11 protein-coding genes are annotated in these 16,511 nt (G+C 73.4%); 5 read left to right on the top strand and 6 right to left on the bottom strand.

Translation table 11 applies throughout. The annotated features are described in order from the left end of the window. The first annotated feature begins 30 nt into the window (after nucleotides 1-30). The gene (locus ACFYW3_RS04945; RefSeq protein WP_389385556.1) at nucleotides 31-1,191 is read left to right on the top strand and encodes a serine hydrolase domain-containing protein; all 1,161 of its coding nucleotides are present in this window, start codon (nucleotides 31-33) and stop codon (nucleotides 1,189-1,191) included. A gap of 75 nt (nucleotides 1,192-1,266) precedes the next feature. Here ACFYW3_RS04945 and ACFYW3_RS04940 read toward each other — a convergent pair whose 3' ends face one another. After that, nucleotides 1,267-2,619 (bottom strand): M64 family metallopeptidase, encoded by a 1,353-nt coding sequence (locus ACFYW3_RS04940; RefSeq protein ID WP_389385555.1) that lies wholly within the window; start codon nucleotides 2,617-2,619, stop codon nucleotides 1,267-1,269. 132 nt (nucleotides 2,620-2,751) lie between these two features. Here ACFYW3_RS04940 and ACFYW3_RS04935 point away from each other — a divergent pair, with 132 nt between their 5' ends. Then, the gene (locus ACFYW3_RS04935; RefSeq protein ID WP_389385554.1) at nucleotides 2,752-4,101 is read left to right on the top strand and encodes a tetratricopeptide repeat protein; all 1,350 of its coding nucleotides are present in this window, start codon (nucleotides 2,752-2,754) and stop codon (nucleotides 4,099-4,101) included. Nucleotides 4,102-4,111: 10 nt separating this feature from the next. Here ACFYW3_RS04935 and ACFYW3_RS04930 read toward each other — a convergent pair whose 3' ends face one another. Further along, entirely contained in the window at nucleotides 4,112-4,642 is a 531-nt protein-coding gene (locus tag ACFYW3_RS04930) for a putative immunity protein (protein ID WP_351751641.1), read from the bottom strand. A 37-nt stretch (nucleotides 4,643-4,679) separates the two neighbouring features. Next, nucleotides 4,680-5,594 carry a LysR substrate-binding domain-containing protein gene (locus ACFYW3_RS04925; protein WP_389385553.1) on the bottom strand — a complete coding sequence of 305 codons (915 nt, stop codon included), beginning with the start codon at nucleotides 5,592-5,594 and terminating at the stop codon, nucleotides 4,680-4,682. Between the two features lie 251 nt (nucleotides 5,595-5,845). On the opposite strand from ACFYW3_RS04925, the gene ACFYW3_RS04920 reads away from it, so the two are divergent. After that, nucleotides 5,846-6,400 (top strand): DUF6817 domain-containing protein, encoded by a 555-nt coding sequence (locus ACFYW3_RS04920; protein ID WP_389385552.1) that lies wholly within the window; start codon nucleotides 5,846-5,848, stop codon nucleotides 6,398-6,400. 100 nt (nucleotides 6,401-6,500) lie between these two features. On the opposite strand, the gene ACFYW3_RS04915 is transcribed toward ACFYW3_RS04920, so the two are convergent. After that, the gene (locus ACFYW3_RS04915) at nucleotides 6,501-9,371 is read right to left on the bottom strand and encodes a TIM-barrel domain-containing protein (protein WP_389385551.1); all 2,871 of its coding nucleotides are present in this window, start codon (nucleotides 9,369-9,371) and stop codon (nucleotides 6,501-6,503) included. A 188-nt stretch (nucleotides 9,372-9,559) separates the two neighbouring features. Here ACFYW3_RS04915 and ligA point away from each other — a divergent pair, with 188 nt between their 5' ends. Then, a complete protein-coding gene (gene ligA, locus ACFYW3_RS04910; protein WP_389385550.1) occupies nucleotides 9,560-11,605 on the top strand; it encodes an NAD-dependent DNA ligase LigA in 2,046 nt (681 codons plus the stop codon). 362 nt (nucleotides 11,606-11,967) lie between these two features. Here ligA and ACFYW3_RS04905 read toward each other — a convergent pair whose 3' ends face one another. Both ACFYW3_RS04905 and ACFYW3_RS04900 read right to left on the bottom strand, forming a co-directional pair. Continuing rightward, a complete protein-coding gene (locus ACFYW3_RS04905) occupies nucleotides 11,968-12,642 on the bottom strand; it encodes a response regulator transcription factor (RefSeq protein WP_351751634.1) in 675 nt (224 codons plus the stop codon). Nucleotides 12,643-12,649: 7 nt separating this feature from the next. Continuing rightward, nucleotides 12,650-13,945 carry a sensor histidine kinase gene (locus ACFYW3_RS04900; RefSeq protein WP_389385549.1) on the bottom strand — a complete coding sequence of 432 codons (1,296 nt, stop codon included), beginning with the start codon at nucleotides 13,943-13,945 and terminating at the stop codon, nucleotides 12,650-12,652. A 191-nt stretch (nucleotides 13,946-14,136) separates the two neighbouring features. Between ACFYW3_RS04900 and ACFYW3_RS04895 the strand changes: the two genes are divergently transcribed. Next, the gene (locus tag ACFYW3_RS04895) at nucleotides 14,137-16,341 is read left to right on the top strand and encodes an MMPL family transporter (RefSeq protein ID WP_389385548.1); all 2,205 of its coding nucleotides are present in this window, start codon (nucleotides 14,137-14,139) and stop codon (nucleotides 16,339-16,341) included. The last annotated feature ends 170 nt before the right edge of the window (nucleotides 16,342-16,511 follow it).

The following is a 16,511-nucleotide window of genomic DNA, read 5'->3' as shown; positions in this document are numbered from 1 at the left end:
GGCGCGCACGACGTCGGGAGAGGTGGAGTCATGGCCGGTCTGAGGGACGTCCTGGAACCCCGTGTGAGCAGTGGTTCCCTGCCCGGGGCGGTGGCCCTGGTGGCCCGCGGCGGCGGGGTGGAGGTGGCGGCCGTCGGTGTCGCCGAGGCGGGCGGGGACACTCCGATGGCCAGGGACTCGATCTTCCGCGTCGCCTCGCTGACCAAGCCGGTGACGGCCGCCGCGGTGATGACGCTGGTCGAGGACGGGCGGCTCGGGCTCGCGGCGCCGGTCCGGGAGTGGCTGCCCGAGCTGTCCGCGCCCGTGGTGGTCCGCACGCCGTCGAGCCCGGTGGACGACGTGGTGCCGGCGGCCCGGCCGATCACGGTCGAGGACCTTCTCACCTTCCGGGCCGGGTACGGATTCCCGTCGGACTTCACGCTCCCCGCCCTCGCCCCGCTCTTCGGCGAGCTGCGGCAGGGGCCGCCCCAACCACAACTGGTCGCCGAGCCGGACGCCTGGATGAAGGCCCTCTCCCGGATCCCGCTGCTGCACCAGCCGGGTGAGGCCTGGCTGTACAACACCTGCTCGGACATCCTGGGCGTGCTGATCGCCCGGGCGTCGGGGCAGTCGCTGCCGGAGTTCCTGGCCGAGCGGATCTTCGCGCCGCTGGGCATGACCGACACCGGTTTCGCGGTCCCCCCGGCGGATCTCGGGCGGTTCACCGGGTACTACCGGGCGGATCCCGGGGCCGGCGGGCTGACCCGGGTGGACGCGCCCGAGGGGCAGTGGAGTCGGATGCCCGCCTTCCCTTCGGGCGCCGGCGGCCTGGTCTCCACCGCGGACGACCTGTACGCCTTCGGCCGGATGTTGCTCGCGGACGGCGAGGCCCCCGACGGGAGCCGTCTGCTGTCCCCCGCGTCGGTGCGGGAGATGACCGCGGATCGGCTCACCCCCGAACAGCGCGCGGGCGGCGCGCTGTTCCTGGAGGGCCAGGGCTGGGGGTTCGGCGGTTCCGTCGATGTCGCCCCGGTCGATCCGTGGAACGTGCCGGGGCGCTACGGCTGGGTGGGCGGCACCGGAACCGCCGCGCACGTCGTGCCCGCGACGGGCACCGTGTCCGTACTGCTGACCCAGCTCGAACTGACCGGCCCGACCCCGCCCCCGCTGATGCGCGCGTTCTGGACGTACGCGGGCGGGGACCGGGTCTGAGCCACGCAGTCCCGCGCCCGCGCCCCCGCGTCATGGAACGGCCGCCGCGGAGGCGGGGCGGGAGGCCGGGTCCGCTCAGCGGCGGACGTGCCAGTCGACCGTGGTGCGCAGCGTCCGGGCGATCTTCGGGTCGCGGACCGAGGGGGTGCGGTCCTCGACCCTGACGGACAGGGTCCGGGTCCGTGCGCCGAGGAGGAACAGGTCCGAGACGCGCACCTCGGTCCGGCCGGCGAACCGCTTCAGCTCCCGGCCGTCCAGGTACCAGCGGACCACGAGCTGCCGTCCGTCCGGCGCCGCCAGCCGGGGCACCGCCGCCCTCGCCCTGTCGCGCGCCCGGAGGGTGCGGTCGGTGGGGGTGAGCGGGGTGACGGTGTTCGCGTGGCGGTGGAAGCCCGCGATCATCGCCTCGACGCCGGGGAGGTTGAAGGGTTTGTCCAGGACCCGCATGAGCGAGTTGTCGGTGGGCCGGTTCAGCCCGGTGACGTAGTAGCCGCCGCCCTCGTACGCGCCGACCTTGCCGCCGTCGGGAGACTCCTCACCGAGCCATCGGTACCACTTGGCGCGGGTGCGGGCCATCCGGTCGGCGCTCAGCGTGGAGGTGTTGGAGTCCGAGGGCTCGGGGCCGGTGTACTTCTCGTAGTCCGGGGAGCCCGGGTAGAAGTACTCGTCGGCGAGCTTGCCGAGGGAGTGCCCGGTCTCGTGGATGGCGACCTGTCCGGACTTGGCGTTTCCGGCCGAGGCGGTGGATATGCCCTCGTAGCCGAGGGTGGGGCTGGGTTCGTTGTAGCCCGCCCCGCCGTACTTGGAGCTGTTGGCGAGGACGAGGACGAGGTCGGCGGCGGGAGCCTTCGCCACGTAGGTGTCCACCTTGGGCTGGTCGACGCAGAGCAGCCGTTCGATGTCCTCGCACCAGAAGTAGGACCCGAGCGCGGTGTCGCGGACGGTGGCCGGGTCGGGGTCGCCCGACACCCCGGACTCGCGGGACACGGCGTCGACGGTCCAGACGTTGAAGAGGGAGCGGTACGTCGCGTAGGGCTCGACGGCCGCGATCTCGTCCCATTTGCGGCGGGCGTCCTCGTGGAACCGATCGAGCTCGGCAGCGGTGTAGCCGTCGCCGACGACGACCACGTCGAGGCGGTCGGCCGTGGGGCCGTTGTCGACGAGGGCGGTGACCTCGCCGTCGGCTTCCCGTTCGGCGGCGGAGAGCCGGGGCGCGGCCTTCGCCCGCCCGGCGACCGGTACCCGTACGTGGCCCGACCCCGCGATCCGGCCCTCTTCCGGGCCGGGTACCTCGATCTCCACGCCGGTGCCCGCGGCGGTGGACACCGGAGCGGGTGTCGGTGCGGCGGCGGCTCCGGCGGGTACCGCGGCGAACAGCACCGCGGTCGCCCCGGCCGCGGCGACGACCAACCGGACGGTTGAGTTCAAGGGGTCCCCCTCGGAGTTGACTGCGTTGATAATCAGACTTAATTGGTTGCTTAACCTAGGGGCGCGCGAGGGACCTGCGCAATGGACTACTGCGGCCGGATGCCGGAGAGTTCACGTGAACGGGGGGACGAGATGGACGAACAGGGCTTGATCGGCGGCAGGGTTCATCGACTGCGCATCGAACGCGGTCTGACCCAGCGGCAATTGGCGGAGCCCGCGTACACCCCGGCCTACATCTCCACCCTGGAGTCGGGCCGGGTCCGCCCTTCCGAGGCCGCGCTGCGCTTCCTCGCGGAGCGGCTCGGCACCTCCTACGAGGAACTGGCGACGGGCCGCCCGCCACACCTGGCAACGGAGCTGCGACTGGCCCTGACCGACGCCCAGAGGGCATTGGCCACGGGCGCCGCGGACGAGGCGGCCGCCCGATACCGGCGCCTGCTCGCGGACGCGGAGCTCCTCGACCTCACGCCCGAGCGGGCCGAGGCCCTGCTCGGTCTCGGCGACTGCGCCCTGGAATCCGGCGAACTCGCCTGCGCGACCGCCCATTTCGAGGCGGCCGAGCGGCTCCTCGCGGACGAGCCGCTGCCCCGTCGCGCCCGGCCGATCCGCGGCCGGGCCGTCGCACACCTGCTGGCCGGTGAACTGCGGTACGCCTGCTACCTGCTGGAATCGACGATCGACGAGCTGAACGCCGGCGGGTTGGGCGACCCCGAGGCACTGGTGTTGCTGTACGCGGCGGCGATCGGCCCGTACATCGACATGGGCGCCCACGCGCGGGCCGCCCGCGCCGCCGAACTCGCCCTCGCGCTGGCCCCGCACGTGCAGGACCCGGCTCTGGTGGCGGGCATGCATCGACAGGTCGCCCGCACCTTCCTCGCCGAGGGACGGGTGGCCGACGCCGACGCGTCACTGGCCAAGGCCCAGACGGTCTACCGGCAGTTGCGGATGCGCACCGACCTGGCGCACTGCCACTGGATGCGCGGCTACGTCCAGGCCCAGAACGGCGAACTGAACGCGGCCGAGGTCGAGTTGCGCACCGCCCGGGAGATGCTCTCGGCCAAGCGTGCCGCCCTGTACACCGCCCAGGTCGAGGTCGAGCTGGCCGATGTGCTGCGCCGGCTCGGCCGTCACGACGAGGCCGCCGGGCTGCTCTCGGCCGTGCTGGAGCTGGGCGACAGCCACGGCGCGGTCCACGCGGGCGGCGCGCACCGGCTGCTCGGGCTCATCGCGGAGGAGCGCGGGGAGGTCGAGTCCGCGGAGGAGCACTACGTGCAGGCGCTGGCCCTGTTGGAACGCAGCGGGGCGACCGGGGACCTCGCCGACCTGTGCCGACTGCTCGGCGACCTGCTGCGCCGTACGGGCCGGATCGAGGCCGCCCTCGACGCGTACCGGACGGGCCTGGGCCACCGCGCCTCCCCGGGCACCACCACGCTCGGTCCCGCACCGAAGGGCCTGACCGCCGCTCCCCCGCGGGCCGGGTGAGCGCCCGACCTCAGGTGCGGAGCACGGCGTCGAGATCGCGGATGTGCTCTCCCACGCGTCCCCCTCCGGAAGGTGCGGCGGGCAGCCGGCCGAGTACCGTCCCGACGGCCGCCGGTGCGTGGTGTCGCGCCCATTCGAGGGTGCCCCCGGTGACCCCGTCCTCCCCGCTCTCCAGTTCCTCCGCCCGCGCCGCGTGGGCCGCCGCGCCGAGGATGTGTTTCACCTGGTGGGCGCTCGCCTTGGGGTGGAGGAACGCGGCGGCAGCGGCGTGGCTCGCCGCCCGCGCCGCGTCCGCCGCCGCGGGTGAACCGGCCTCGCCCGCCGCCTTGTAGGCCGCCCACGCGCTCTGTCGCAGGGCGGTCGTGCGCCGGCCGCCCGCGGCGAACTCGTCCGCCGCGTCGATGGCCTCGCGGGGACGAGGATCGGCGGAAGGGTCCTGTTCGAAGATCGGCAGCGCCCTGCGGGCACACGCCGCCGCGTAGCCCGTGATCTCACGAAGTTCGTCTTCGCTCAGTTCGATCGTGTCCGACTCGGTTGGCATGCGCCAATCATGCCGCAGGTCCGACGAGCCGTCCGCGTCAACCACTTCGGTCGACCGGAGGCCCGGTGCGGCTTCGGGCGACCTCCTCGGCGAAGATCCGGGCGGGCGGGGCCAGGGCGCTCCAGCGTCGGACGGCCCAGCCGACGGGCAGGGCCGGCAGGGCGGGCACCGGAACCAGGCGCAGCGGCCCGTCGGCGCCGGGGACGGGCAGGCCGGGCAGGGCGGGTACGACGGCGTGGCCGAGGCCGAGTTCGGCGAGCAGGAGGGCGGTGTCCCAGTCGGCGACGCTGGTGTCGGAGCGGTCGATCCGTACTCCGGCGGCGGCCAGGGCGGCGTCGAGGTGGGCGCGGGACCTGGAGTTCTCCGGGAGCCGGATGTGGCGGATCCCGGCAAGGTCCGCGGGCTCGATGTGGGATCGGGCGGCGAGGGGGTCGTCGGCGGCGACGGCGAGGACCCAGGGCAGCTCCATCACCGTGCGCTGTTCGACGCCGTGGACCGGGGTGCCGATGGTGATCCAGGCGAGGTCGAGGTCGTCGGCGGCGAGGGCGTCGAAGCAACCGCGGCTGGAGTTCTCCGTCCGGAACTCCAGGCTGACTTCGGGATGGCGGTGGCGGAAGGCGACGATCGCCTCGGCCATGAAGTGCCGGACGGTCGTCGCGCCGGTGGTGACGCGGACGGAACCGCCGGTGGCGTGGACGAGGTCGTCGAGCCGGCGCAGGGCCCCGTCGAGGCCGGCCATCCCCTCGGCCGCGGCGGCCCACAGGATGCGTCCGGCCTCGGTGGGCACCACTCCGCGGGCGTGGCGTTCCACCAGGGCCGTGCCGGTCTCCTTCTCCAGCCGGCGTATGTGCTGGCTGACGGCCGACTGGGTGCGGCCGAGGTCGCGTGCGACGGCGCTGAGGCTTCCCGCCCGGCAGACGGCGACGAGGACACGGAGGTCGTCAAGGGTCACGAGCCCCAAGGTACAGCTTGGGGTCCGGGCTCGAATTCGGGGATTGACCTGGGGTGTTCGGCTGCACGACGATCAATGCAGGGCCCGGGCGGCAACCCGGCCCCGCTCACGCCGCGGAGTCCGGACTCCTGGTGGAGGCGGGTCCGGGTGTCGACCCACCCCCGCACCGCTCCAGGTCCCCCGAGCGGGCTCCCCCGTGGTCAACGCACCCCGAGGCTGCCCGTCCCCGTCCGTCCGAAGGGCTGGCCGTGATGCCCGTACCGACCGATGACCGCGACCCGCGTGCGGCGCACGCCCTCGTCCTGCTCCGGGACCTGGGGGCGGCGGAGCTCGAACATCCCGGTGGCACCCTGCTCGCGCACCTCGTGCGGGTGCGGGACCGGCTCGCGGGGTGGGGCGCCCGGCCCGAACTCCGGCTGGCGGGCCTGTGCCACGCGTTCTACGGCACGGACGGCTTCCCGTCGGGCCTCCTCCCGGTCGACCGGCGGAGCGAACTGGCCGCGGTGATCGGAACCGGGGCCGAGGAACTCGTGTACTTCTACGCGAGCTGTGACCGCGGGGTCTCCCACCCGACGCTCGCGGACGCGTCCGGCCTCTGGCGGGACCGGTTCACCGGGCGGGTGTACTGCCCCGACGTTCGGTCCAGGCGGGACTTCGCCGAGTTGAGCGCCGCGAACGAACTCGACCTGGCCGACCACGATCCGGCCTTCCGCGCCGCGCACGGCGCGGCCCTGCGCGGCCTGTTCGAGCGCTGGGCACCGCTGCTCGGCGAGCCGGCCCGCCGCGACTGCGGTGCGCTGCCGTGAGGTTCCCGCATCCCCCGGTCGATCCGGGGAAGGCGGGAACGGGGTCAGGGGACGGGTCGGGTGCCCGGTGTGGTGGCGGCGTGCGGCAGGTCGAGACGGCTCACGGAGACCGCGTCGGTGGGGCCGCGTTGCGGAGGGTCGCGGTGCCCGGGAGCGGTGACGCGCGCCCGGTGAGGGTGAGTTCGGCGGCACTGGTCCAGGGGCCCCGGGACCCCGCCTCGCCGAGGGCCCTCACCCTGAGGTAGCGGCCGGTCGCGGCGGACAGGGGGATCGATGTGGCGGCCGGGGTGTCGGGGAGGGTGCCGGTGGCGACCGGTGGGCCCCAGCCGGTGGGGCTGTCGGACACGTACACCTCGTAGCGGCCGATCCGGCCGTTGACCCCGCCGTCCTGTCGGGGCAGGTGGCCGAGGGAGTCCAGCGCGTAGCGGGCGCCGAGGTCGACGCGGATCTCGTGCGGGAACGCCGCCGGGGTGCCGGTGGACCAGGCGGTGTGCCAGATCGTCGCCGGGTCGCCGTCGAAGGCGTTGCGGGCGGCGCCGTTCTCGGCCGCGGTCTCCTGGCTGTCGGCGGAGAGCAGGCTCCAGGCCGTCTGGGGTACGGGGGTGGGTTCGGCGGGTACGGGGTCCGCCGGCGGGATGCCGGCGCCGGTGGCCACGACGGCGAAGGCGCCGGACGTGGTGCCGGTCTTGACCCACAGGACGCCGGACCGGTCGGCCGGGTCGAAGAACCAGCCGGTGGCGGCGGAGTCATAGGCGTTCTTGGTGGTGAGCCGGGTCAGGGCGGAGCCGTTCACGGTGAGGGCGGTGGGGGCGCGGGACACGTGCAGGGTGAGTTCGTATCCGCGCGAGGCGGGCTTGCCGGCGTAGTCGCCGGTCGGGGCGCCGACCTTGACGGTGATGTCGCCGACGCCGGTGGTCGGCGCGGTGACGTCCACCCGCTGGCGGGCGAAGGCCCCGGACTGGTGGGCGCGGGTGCGGCCGTCGTCCTCGTACAGCTCGAAGGAGGAGGCGCCGCGCGGGTGGATGTCGTAGGTGAGGGTGGAGACGGGCTTCTCGCCCGTGTGGTTCATCTGCGGCCACATCGGCACGATCGCGCCGCCCTTGACGAACAGCGGGAGGGTGTCGAGCGGGGCCCGGTGGCCGTCGAGCCGGCCGGGGCCCGCGTAGGTCTTGCCGGTCCAGTAGTCGGTCCAGGTGCCGGCGGGCAGGTGGATGCCGTCGCGGACGGCGGTGTCGGAGACGACGGGGGCCACGAGGAAGGAGTCGCCCGCCATGAACTGTCCACTGGTCTGGTTGCCCCGGGCCACGGGGTCGTCGGGGTACTCCAGGACCATGGCGCGGGTGCTGGGGACGCCGCTCTCGTGGGCGACGCGGCTCATCGTGTACAGGTAGGGCATCAGCCGCATCTTGAGCTGGAGGTACTTCCGGTTGATGGACAGGTAGGGCTCGGCGAACCGCCAGGGCTGCTTGTCCTGGTAGCCGGCCCGGGGGTTGGTGGCGCCCCAGCCGGACATGGTCATGAAGGCGGGGGTGAAGGCCTTCCACTGGAGGTCGCGGACGTAGGTCCGGGGGCTGCCGCCGAAGATGCCGTCGATGTCCCCGGAGGCGTAGTTGAGGCCGGACAGGCCCGCGCCGGTGATCGCGGGGACGTGCCACCGCATGTCGTCCCAGGTGCCGTTGGTGTCCCCGGTCCACACGACGGCGTTGCGCTGGGTGCCCGCCCAGCCGTCGACGGTCCAGACGTAGCGCCGGGCGTCGGAGTTCTTCTCGATGCCGTCCACGGCCTGTCGCACTCCGTCGAAGGCGTACTTGTAGCCGCTGCCGATCCAGGCCACGTCGGTCTTCACGCCCCGGCTGCCGGCCGCCCCGACCTCGTCGGCGATGGAGCCGAGACCGGTGGAGGTCCACAGGCCCGTCTGGAACCCCTTGGCCTTGAGGGCGTCCACGGTGGACTTCAGGGGCGCGGTGTAGCCACAGCCGTACCCGTCGTTGGGCAGGAACCAGCCCGAGGGCATGTCGGCGGCGCGGGCGTCGTCGGCGTACCCGACCACGTCGGGGGTGGTCTGGTGGCGGAGGCGTCCGTGATCGCCCTGGTAGTCGGGGTTGGAGGCGTTGAAGCAGTCGGCGTTGCCGAGTTCGAAGCCCCACATCGGCGCCAGGAAGGGCTTTCCGCTGACGTCGGTGTAGGCGTCGAGGACGCCCTTGAGGGAGTCCCCCGCGAAGTACCAGGCGTCGAAGCGCTTCTCGTCGTGGGTGAGGGTGGTGGGTTCGTTGAAGCCGTAGGACCCCGGGGCCCATGTGTTGCGCATGACCCCGTAGTTGTTGGTGGACATGTAGAAGGGGGCGGGGCTGGCGTTGGTGTTCTCGCGCCACTTGTTGTCGACGGCGACGGGTACGGTCTTGCCGCGCAGTGCCCACTCCCCCAGTCGCAGGCCCGTTCCGTAGAACTGTTCGTCGGCTCCGCGGGTCAGGTACTGGGTGGTCCGGCCGCCGGACCAGGAGGTCGGGCGGCTTTCCTCCCAGAGCGGCGTGGAGTCGTCGGCCCGCAGGACGGAGAATCGGAGGGGTGCCTTGTGGACCCGGATGGAGAGGGCTCCGGTGGTGATCCGGTAGTGCGTGCCGGCGTCCGCGGAGGCGGAGCCTACGGGGCCGAAGTCGGTGGTGGGCGCGAGGTCGGAGCCGGCCGGGTCGTCGGTGAAGGTCCCGTCGGGGGAGAGCCAGAGCCGGAAGACGTCGGCGCGGGCGACGACCACGCGCGCCTTGGCCCCGCTGGTCGTCGTCACGGTGTAGGTGTTCCCGGACCGGCTGATGCCGGTGACGTCGCCCGCGGTGTCGGGGGCCGCCGAGGGCTCCGCGACGGCGGGGCGGGCCATCGGTCCGGCCGCGGCCAGTCCCGCGACGGCGAGGGCGGCGGCGAGCAGTGCCGCCGCGCACCGTCGCCGTGGATTCCTGCTGAAGCGTGTCAGTGTCATGGGCAGCTCCTCGTGCGGTCCGGGTCTCGGACACACCGGCTTGGCATGCTCTCGGCAACATAGCGGCGGATCGACATCGCTTGAAGGAAGTTGCTCGAATACGGCTGATGCCAAGCAACTTTGAGCACGTGTCAGCGATGCCGTCGCGCGGACCGGCCATTGTCAGACCCCTGGGTCACCATCGGGACATGACGATCACCACCGCTTCCACCCTGGCCACCCGTGACGAGTACGCCGACGCGATCGGCACCGCCATCAGGGCCTCAGCCGCCTATTACGGCTCGGGAGACTCGCCGCTCGACGATGCCTCCTTCGACCTCCTGGTCTCCCTGATCCAGGCGTACGAGGCCGCGTACCCGGAGCACGTGGATCCCGCCTCCCCCACGGGGAAGGTGGCCGGCGGCGCCGTGCCGGCCGGCGAGGTGGCCCACACGGAACCGATGCTCTCCCTGGCCAACGCCTTCGGCCCGCAGGACCTCCTCGACTGGGAGGCTTCGCTGGCGCGGAGGCTGGGCGGGCCCGTCACGGGCGGATACGTGGTCGAGCCGAAGCTGGACGGCGCGTCACTGGCCGCGCGCTACCGCGAGGGAAGGCTGACCCAGTTGGTCACCCGGGGCAACGGGAGCAGCGGCGAGGACGTCTCGCACGCGATCGGGACCATCGTGGGCCTGCCCCGCGAGCTGGCCACGGACGCCTCCTTCGAGGTCCGCGGCGAGGTCCTGCTCACCACCGCCCAGTTCGAGCGGGCCAACGAGATACGCGCCGCCCACGGGGCGGCGCCGTTCTCCAATCCGCGCAACGGCGCGGCCGGCACGCTGCGGGCCAAGGGCCGCCCGTACACGGTGGAGATGACCTTCTGGGCGTTCGGCGCGGTCGCCCTCGACGATGGCGGGGCGCTGCCCCGCGGCCGGCACTCCGAGGTGATGGCGTACGTGGCCGGGACGGGCGTGCGGACGGCGGCGGCCACCGAGGCGGGGATGACGGTGGTGGACACGATCGCCGAGGTCCAGGAGCAGGTGGGGCGGATCTCCGCACTCCGTGCCGCGCTGCCCTTCGGCATCGACGGGGTGGTCGTCAAGCTGGACTCGCCGGACGAGCAGGCGGCGGCCGGGACGGGATCGCGCCATCCGCACTGGGCGACCGCGTACAAGCTGGCGGCCGTCGAGCGGCGCACCCGCCTGTTGGAGGTCACCTGGGCGGTGGGCCGGACGGGCGTGCTGGCGCCGACCGCCGTCCTGGAGCCGGTGGAGATCGACGGCTCGGTGGTGCGCCACGCGACGCTGCACAACCCCGCCGACATCCTCCGGCGCGGGCTGCGGCTGGGCGACACCGTCACCGTCCACAAGGCGGGCGACATCATCCCGCGCGTCGAGGCCCCGGTGGTGGAGCTGCGCACCGGCGCGGAGCGGGAGATAGAACTGCCCGAGGTGTGCCCCGGCTGCCAGGGGGAGATCGACCGGTCGCAGGAGCGCTGGCGCTGCGCGCAGCCCGTCGACTGCGGGCGGATCGCCGCCGTCCTGTACGCGGCGGGGCGCGACCAGTTGGACATGGACGGCCTGGGTCAGACGTACGTGAGGGCGCTGGTGGATTCCGGTCGGGTCCGCGATGTCGCGGACCTGTTCACCCTCGACCACGCGGCGCTCGCGGAGGCCGCCGGCAGTGAGCGGCGGGCCGTGAAGCTGCTGGAGCAGATCGAGGCGGCGAAGGGCAGACCGCTGTCCCGCGTGTTCTGCGCCCTCGGGGTGATCGGGACCGGGCGGGGCATGTCCCGGCGGATCGCCCGCCACTTCGTGACGATGGACGCGATCCGGGCCGCCGACACGCGGGCGATGACGGCCGTGGAACTGGTCGGTGAGGCCAAGGCGGCCGCGATCGTGGCCCAGGTCGCGGCGCTGGGTCCGGTCATCGACAAGCTGGCGGCCGCGGGGGTCAACCTCACCGAGCCGATCCCGCCGGTCGTGCCCGGGGCCGAGGAGGGGCCGTTGGCCGGTCAGTGCGTGGTGGTCACGGGGAAGATGACGGGCGCCCTCGCGGCGTACGACACCCGCGACAAGGTGCGCGAGCTGATCGAGCGGGCGGGCGGGAAGTCCGCGAGCACCATATCGGGGAAGACCACCCTGCTGGTGGCGGGCGAGAAGGCGGGCGGCAAGGTCGCCAAGGCCGAGGCGGCCGGGATCGAGATCCTGGGCGAGGAGGCGTTCGCCGAGCGGATCGCCTCCTTCCTCACTTCCTGACGGGTACCGGCGGGGTCACGACCAGCAGGGGCGGTGCCGGGGACGAGTGGCGGTGGCCGCAGGGCTCGAAGACCAGCACCACGGGCTCACCCGGGCGCTGTCGCCAGGAGATCCGTTCCGGCGTCCCGGTACAGACCGGACATACGGGCAACGGGCTCGGTCGCCGCGGACACTCGGGCTCGGCCACGAGCGTCGGCGGAATCGAGTGCGGATCACGCATGGAGGCTCCCTGGTCCGGCGGTTGTACTGCTGGCACTGTGCCATGCGCGACGCCTCGTCCGCATGGACGAATCATCCAGTGTTCCGGCTGGTCAGAGGTAGGGTCACCGGGTCGATTCCGGGCCTCTGCGGGCACTTGGTGATCAAGTGTTCCTCCGTTCGACCTCGACCAGGCCTCGTTCGTACGCCGCGATCACCGCCTGCGCGCGGTCGCGCACACCCAACTTGCCGAAGATGCCGGTGATGTGGTTCTTGACCGTCGAGACGCTGATGTCCAGGTCCCGGGCGATCTCGGCGTTGTCCAGGCCCCGGGCCAGCAGCCGCCAGATCTCCAGCTCGCGCGGGGTCAGTCCGTCCGGCGGGGCCGTGGTGTCGGCGGGCCTCGGACGGGGGTCGGGAGCCCGTACGTAGGTGGAGATCAGACGGGTCAGCAGTCGGGGCGCCACGACGGCCTCGCCGGTGTGGACGGTGCGTACCGCCGCGATCAGCTCCTCGGGGGAGACGTCCTTGGGCAGGAACCCGTGCGCGCCGGCCCGCAGCGCGGCGACCACGTACTCGTCCATGTCGAAGGTGCTGAGGGCCAGTACGCGGGACTCGGGGCACAGCCGGGCGAGTTCCGCGGTGGCCCGCACCCCGTCGAGGACGGGCATGCGGATGTCCATGACCACGACGTCGGGCCGCAGTCGCCCGGCGAGGTCCACGGCCTCGGCGCCGTCCCCGGCCTCCCCCACGACCTCGACGTCCGGGTCGGGGGAAAGGATCAGCGCCAGACCCCGCCGCACCAGCGGCTGGTCGTCGGCGATCAGCACACGGATCATCGCTGTGTCACTCTCCCTCTCCCCCGGCCGCACCCGTTGCCACCGGCATGCGGGCCGCCACCCGGAAGCCGCCGCCGTCGATCGGCGCGGCCTCCAGGGTGCCGCCCTGCAGGGCGACTCGTTCACGCATTCCCATCAGACCGTACCCGGCGACGGGCTCCGACGGTGAAGGCAACGGGCGGGGCGGCGGCGCGCCCGCCCCGTCGTCGCTGACCTCCACCGTGATCTCGTCCCGGCCGTACGTCAGGCGTACGTCGGCCCGCGCGGGTCCCGCGTGCTTGCGGGCGTTGGTCAGGGCCTCCTGCACGATGCGGAAGACCGTCAGGCCGACCGTCGGTGGCAGGGGCCTGGCCCGGCCGTGGACGGTGAACCGGGTCTCCATCCCGGCCAGTCGGGACTCGGTGATGATCCGGCCCAGGTCCCCGGCCCCGGGTTGCGGGGCGGGCGGGACGTGTTCGGGTTCCTCACCGGCCCGCAGCACGTCGAGGAGTTGGCGCATCTCGCGCAGTGCCATCCGCCCCGAGCCCTCCAGGGTGACCAGGGCGTCCCGGGCGGCCTCCGGGTCGTGGGCGAGGTTGGCCCGTGCCCCGCCGGCCATCAACTGCATGGTGGTGATGTGGTGGGCCACGATGTCGTGCAGTTCGCGGGCGATGCGGCGGCGTTCCTCGGCCACGGCGCGGTCGGCGAGCAGCTTGCGGTGCGCCGCGACCTCGCGCTGCCGGTGGCGGACCGCCACACCCGCGGCGACGACGATGCCCGCCGCGACGAGGTTGCCGAACACACCCCAGCCCGAGTCGACCCAACGTCCGTTCCGGCCGATGAGCGGGATCGGCAGGACGGCCAGGACGCCGGCCGTGACCACGGCGGGGCCGCGCGTCATGGCGACCGAGTACAGGGCGACGGCGAGGTTGGCCGTGAACCCCGGGGAGAGGGGGCTGACGATGTTGAAGACCGCGGCGAGGACGAGCGCCGCCACGAACACGGCCACCGGGTGCCGCCGTCGGGCCGGCAGGGCCACTGAGGCGAGCACCAACAGCCCGAACGCGGGGACGCTGAGGGTCAGTCCGGCGTCCATGGTCCCGATCGAGTACCCGGTCAGGTCGACCGCGCCGGACCCTATGGCCACCAGGGCGTCGTTGCGGGTCCAGGTGAACCCCTCGGCGAGGGCCCGGGCCCTCGGGCCGCCCGGGGCGTACGGGTCGCCCCCTCGACGCGTGCGCATGCCGACCGGTCCCCCCTCGTCGCCGACCGCACCGGTCCGTACCGCCGCGCCCCGGGTCACGTACGTGATCCATTCTCCCATCGGGGTGACCGCGGACGCCCGGGTCCAGGGGATGAGCCCGCACCCGGGACCCGGGTCCTGGTCCGGGCCCTCCCCCGGACCCGGGTCCCGGGTGCGGGCTCATCCCGGGCACCGACGTTTCGGGGCCCGGCCGGTGATGGGCTGGGAGCAGCCGGGAAACCCCGGCCTCGACTCCCGTTACGGAGGACCCCGTGATCCGCGCCCTGACCGGCTACGCCACCCGAAGTCCGTGGAAGGTGATCGCCCTGTGGGCGGTGCTGGGCATCGCCCTGACCCTGCTGGGCCAAGCGCTCGTCTTCCGCGCCACCCAGGCCTCGTCGGGCGCCTTCCTGCCGGCCGACTACGACTCGGCCGCCGCGTTGCGGGTCGCCGAGCGGCACTTCGGGGCCAGGCCCGACGCCAACCCCTCCACCATGCTGGTGGCCCGCGCCGACGGGGAACCGCTGACCGCCGCCGACGAGCGGCGCATCGACGCCGAGGCCGCGAAGTTGGCCCGGCGCCCGGTCGTGATGCCCCGGTCCGAGGACGCGCTGCCGTTCGCGCGGGACCACTCCCAACGGCCCCTGGTCGGCCCGGTCATGACAGCGCCCGATCGGGGTTTCCGGTTGCTGTCCGTGGAGCTGACCGGGAATCCCACGGATCCCGGGATGCAGGACCTGTACCGCGCGTTCCGGGAGCAGGCGCGGGCCGAGTTCGCGGAGGCGGGGCTGCGGACCGGGTTCACCGGTGGGCTCGCCGACACCGTGGACTCCGCGGACGCGGGCAAGACCCGGTCGACCGTCGTGGGCATCGTGATGCTCGTGGTGATCGTGCTGCTGAACGTCCTCGTCTTCCGCAGCTTCCTCGCGGCGCTGCTCCCGCTGCTCGCGGTGACCGTGATCGGGGGCGCGGCGGCGGGCGCCGTGGTCGGCTCGGCCCTGTTGGCCGGCATCGACCTCGACCCGTCCACACCTCAACTGATCAACGTGGTGCTGGTGGGCATCGGCATCGACTACTTCCTCTTCCTGCTGTTCCGCTTCCGCGAGCGGTTGCGCGACCGGCCGGAGCAGTCCGGTCGGGCCGCGGCGGCGGAGGTGGCGGGCCGGGTGGGCACGGCGATCACCTCGGCGGCGCTGACCATCGTGGCGGCCTTCTCCACGCTCGGGGTGGCCACGTTCGGGCAGTTCCGGGTCCTGGGTCCGGCGATCGCCGTGGCCGTGCTGGTGATGCTGGTCGGCAGTCTGACCCTGATGCCGGCGATCCTCGCCGTCGCCGGGCGCAGGATGTTCTGGCCCTCCCGGGGGCTGAAGGGGCAGCCCCGCGAGGGTGTGGCCGCGCGGATGGGCGACCGGGTGGCCCGACGCCCCCTCACGGTGGTGTTCGCCTCGGTGGCCCTGTTGGGAGTGCTGGCGGCGGGGCTGGTGGGGATGCGGATGGACTACGGGCAGAGCGGCGGGGACGGGGAGCGCACGGCCGCGGCCGGCACGGCGGCGGAGATCGCCGGCGCACTGCCGGCCGGGGTGTCCGACCCCACCGGCGTGTTCGTCACCGCCTCCGACGGGGGCACGTTGACCGCGGAGCGGCTCGGTGGGCTCGCCGAGGCGCTCACCGCGATGGACGGGGTGGGTCAGGTGGCCCCGACCGTGCTGAGCGAGGACCGGAAGGCGGCTCGGATCGACGTGTTCCCGACCGCCGATCCGCATCGGCAGGAGGTCCGCGACCTGGTCTCGGGGCCGATCCGGGAGACGGTGGCCGCGCACCGGCCGGCCGGTACCGAGGCTCATGTCGGCGGGACGGCGGCGGTGTTCGCGGACATCTCGAAGGCCGTGGACAAGGACCTGAGGGTGGTCTTCCCGGTGGCGGCGGCCCTGATCACGCTGATCCTGCTGGTGCTGCTGCGAAGCCTGCTCGCGCCGGCCGTCCTGATGATCTCCGTGGGGTTGGGCTTCGCCGCCACCCTGGGCGCCTCGGCATTGGTGTTCCAGCACGCCCTGGGCCGGTCAGGGGTGGACTTCACGCTGCCGCTGGTGCTGTTCCTGTTCGTGGTCGCGCTGGGCACGGACTACAACATCCTGATCGGCGACCGGATCCGGGAGGAGATGGAGCGGCCCGGTCCGGCCCGCGCGGCTGTGGCCCGCGCGGTGCGGCACACGGCTCCGACGATCGCGACGGCGGGTCTGGTGCTGGCCGCCTCGTTCGGCGGCCTGGCCGTCGGTCCCGGGTCGGCGACGCAGCAGATCGGTTTCGCGACGGCGCTCGGGATCCTGCTCTCGGCGTTCGTCCTGTCGATCGCACTGGTCCCGGCGCTGGCGGCGCTGCTGGGGTGGAGCATCTGGTGGCCGGTGCCGCCGCGCCGGACGGCGGGCCCCGCCGAACCCGTACCGGCGCCGACCGAGCGGCGGATCCGGGTCGGCTGAACGGCAGGTCAGAGTCGGCCGAGCGGCGGATTCGGGTCGGCCGAACCGCAGGTCAGAGTCGGCTGAACCGGGGGCCCGGGTCGGCTGAACCGGGGGCCCGGGTCGGCTGAACCGCGGCTCCGGGTCGGCTGAACCGGGTCCGGACACACGAAGGCGCCGGCGCGCGGAGG

Origin of the sequence: Streptomyces sp. NPDC002602 (assembly GCF_042889445.1) — a bacterium.
Classification (GTDB): Bacteria; Actinomycetota; Actinomycetes; order Streptomycetales; family Streptomycetaceae; genus Streptomyces.
Note: the sequence above shows the minus strand (reverse complement) of the source record. Positions and strands in the feature narration are given on the sequence as shown.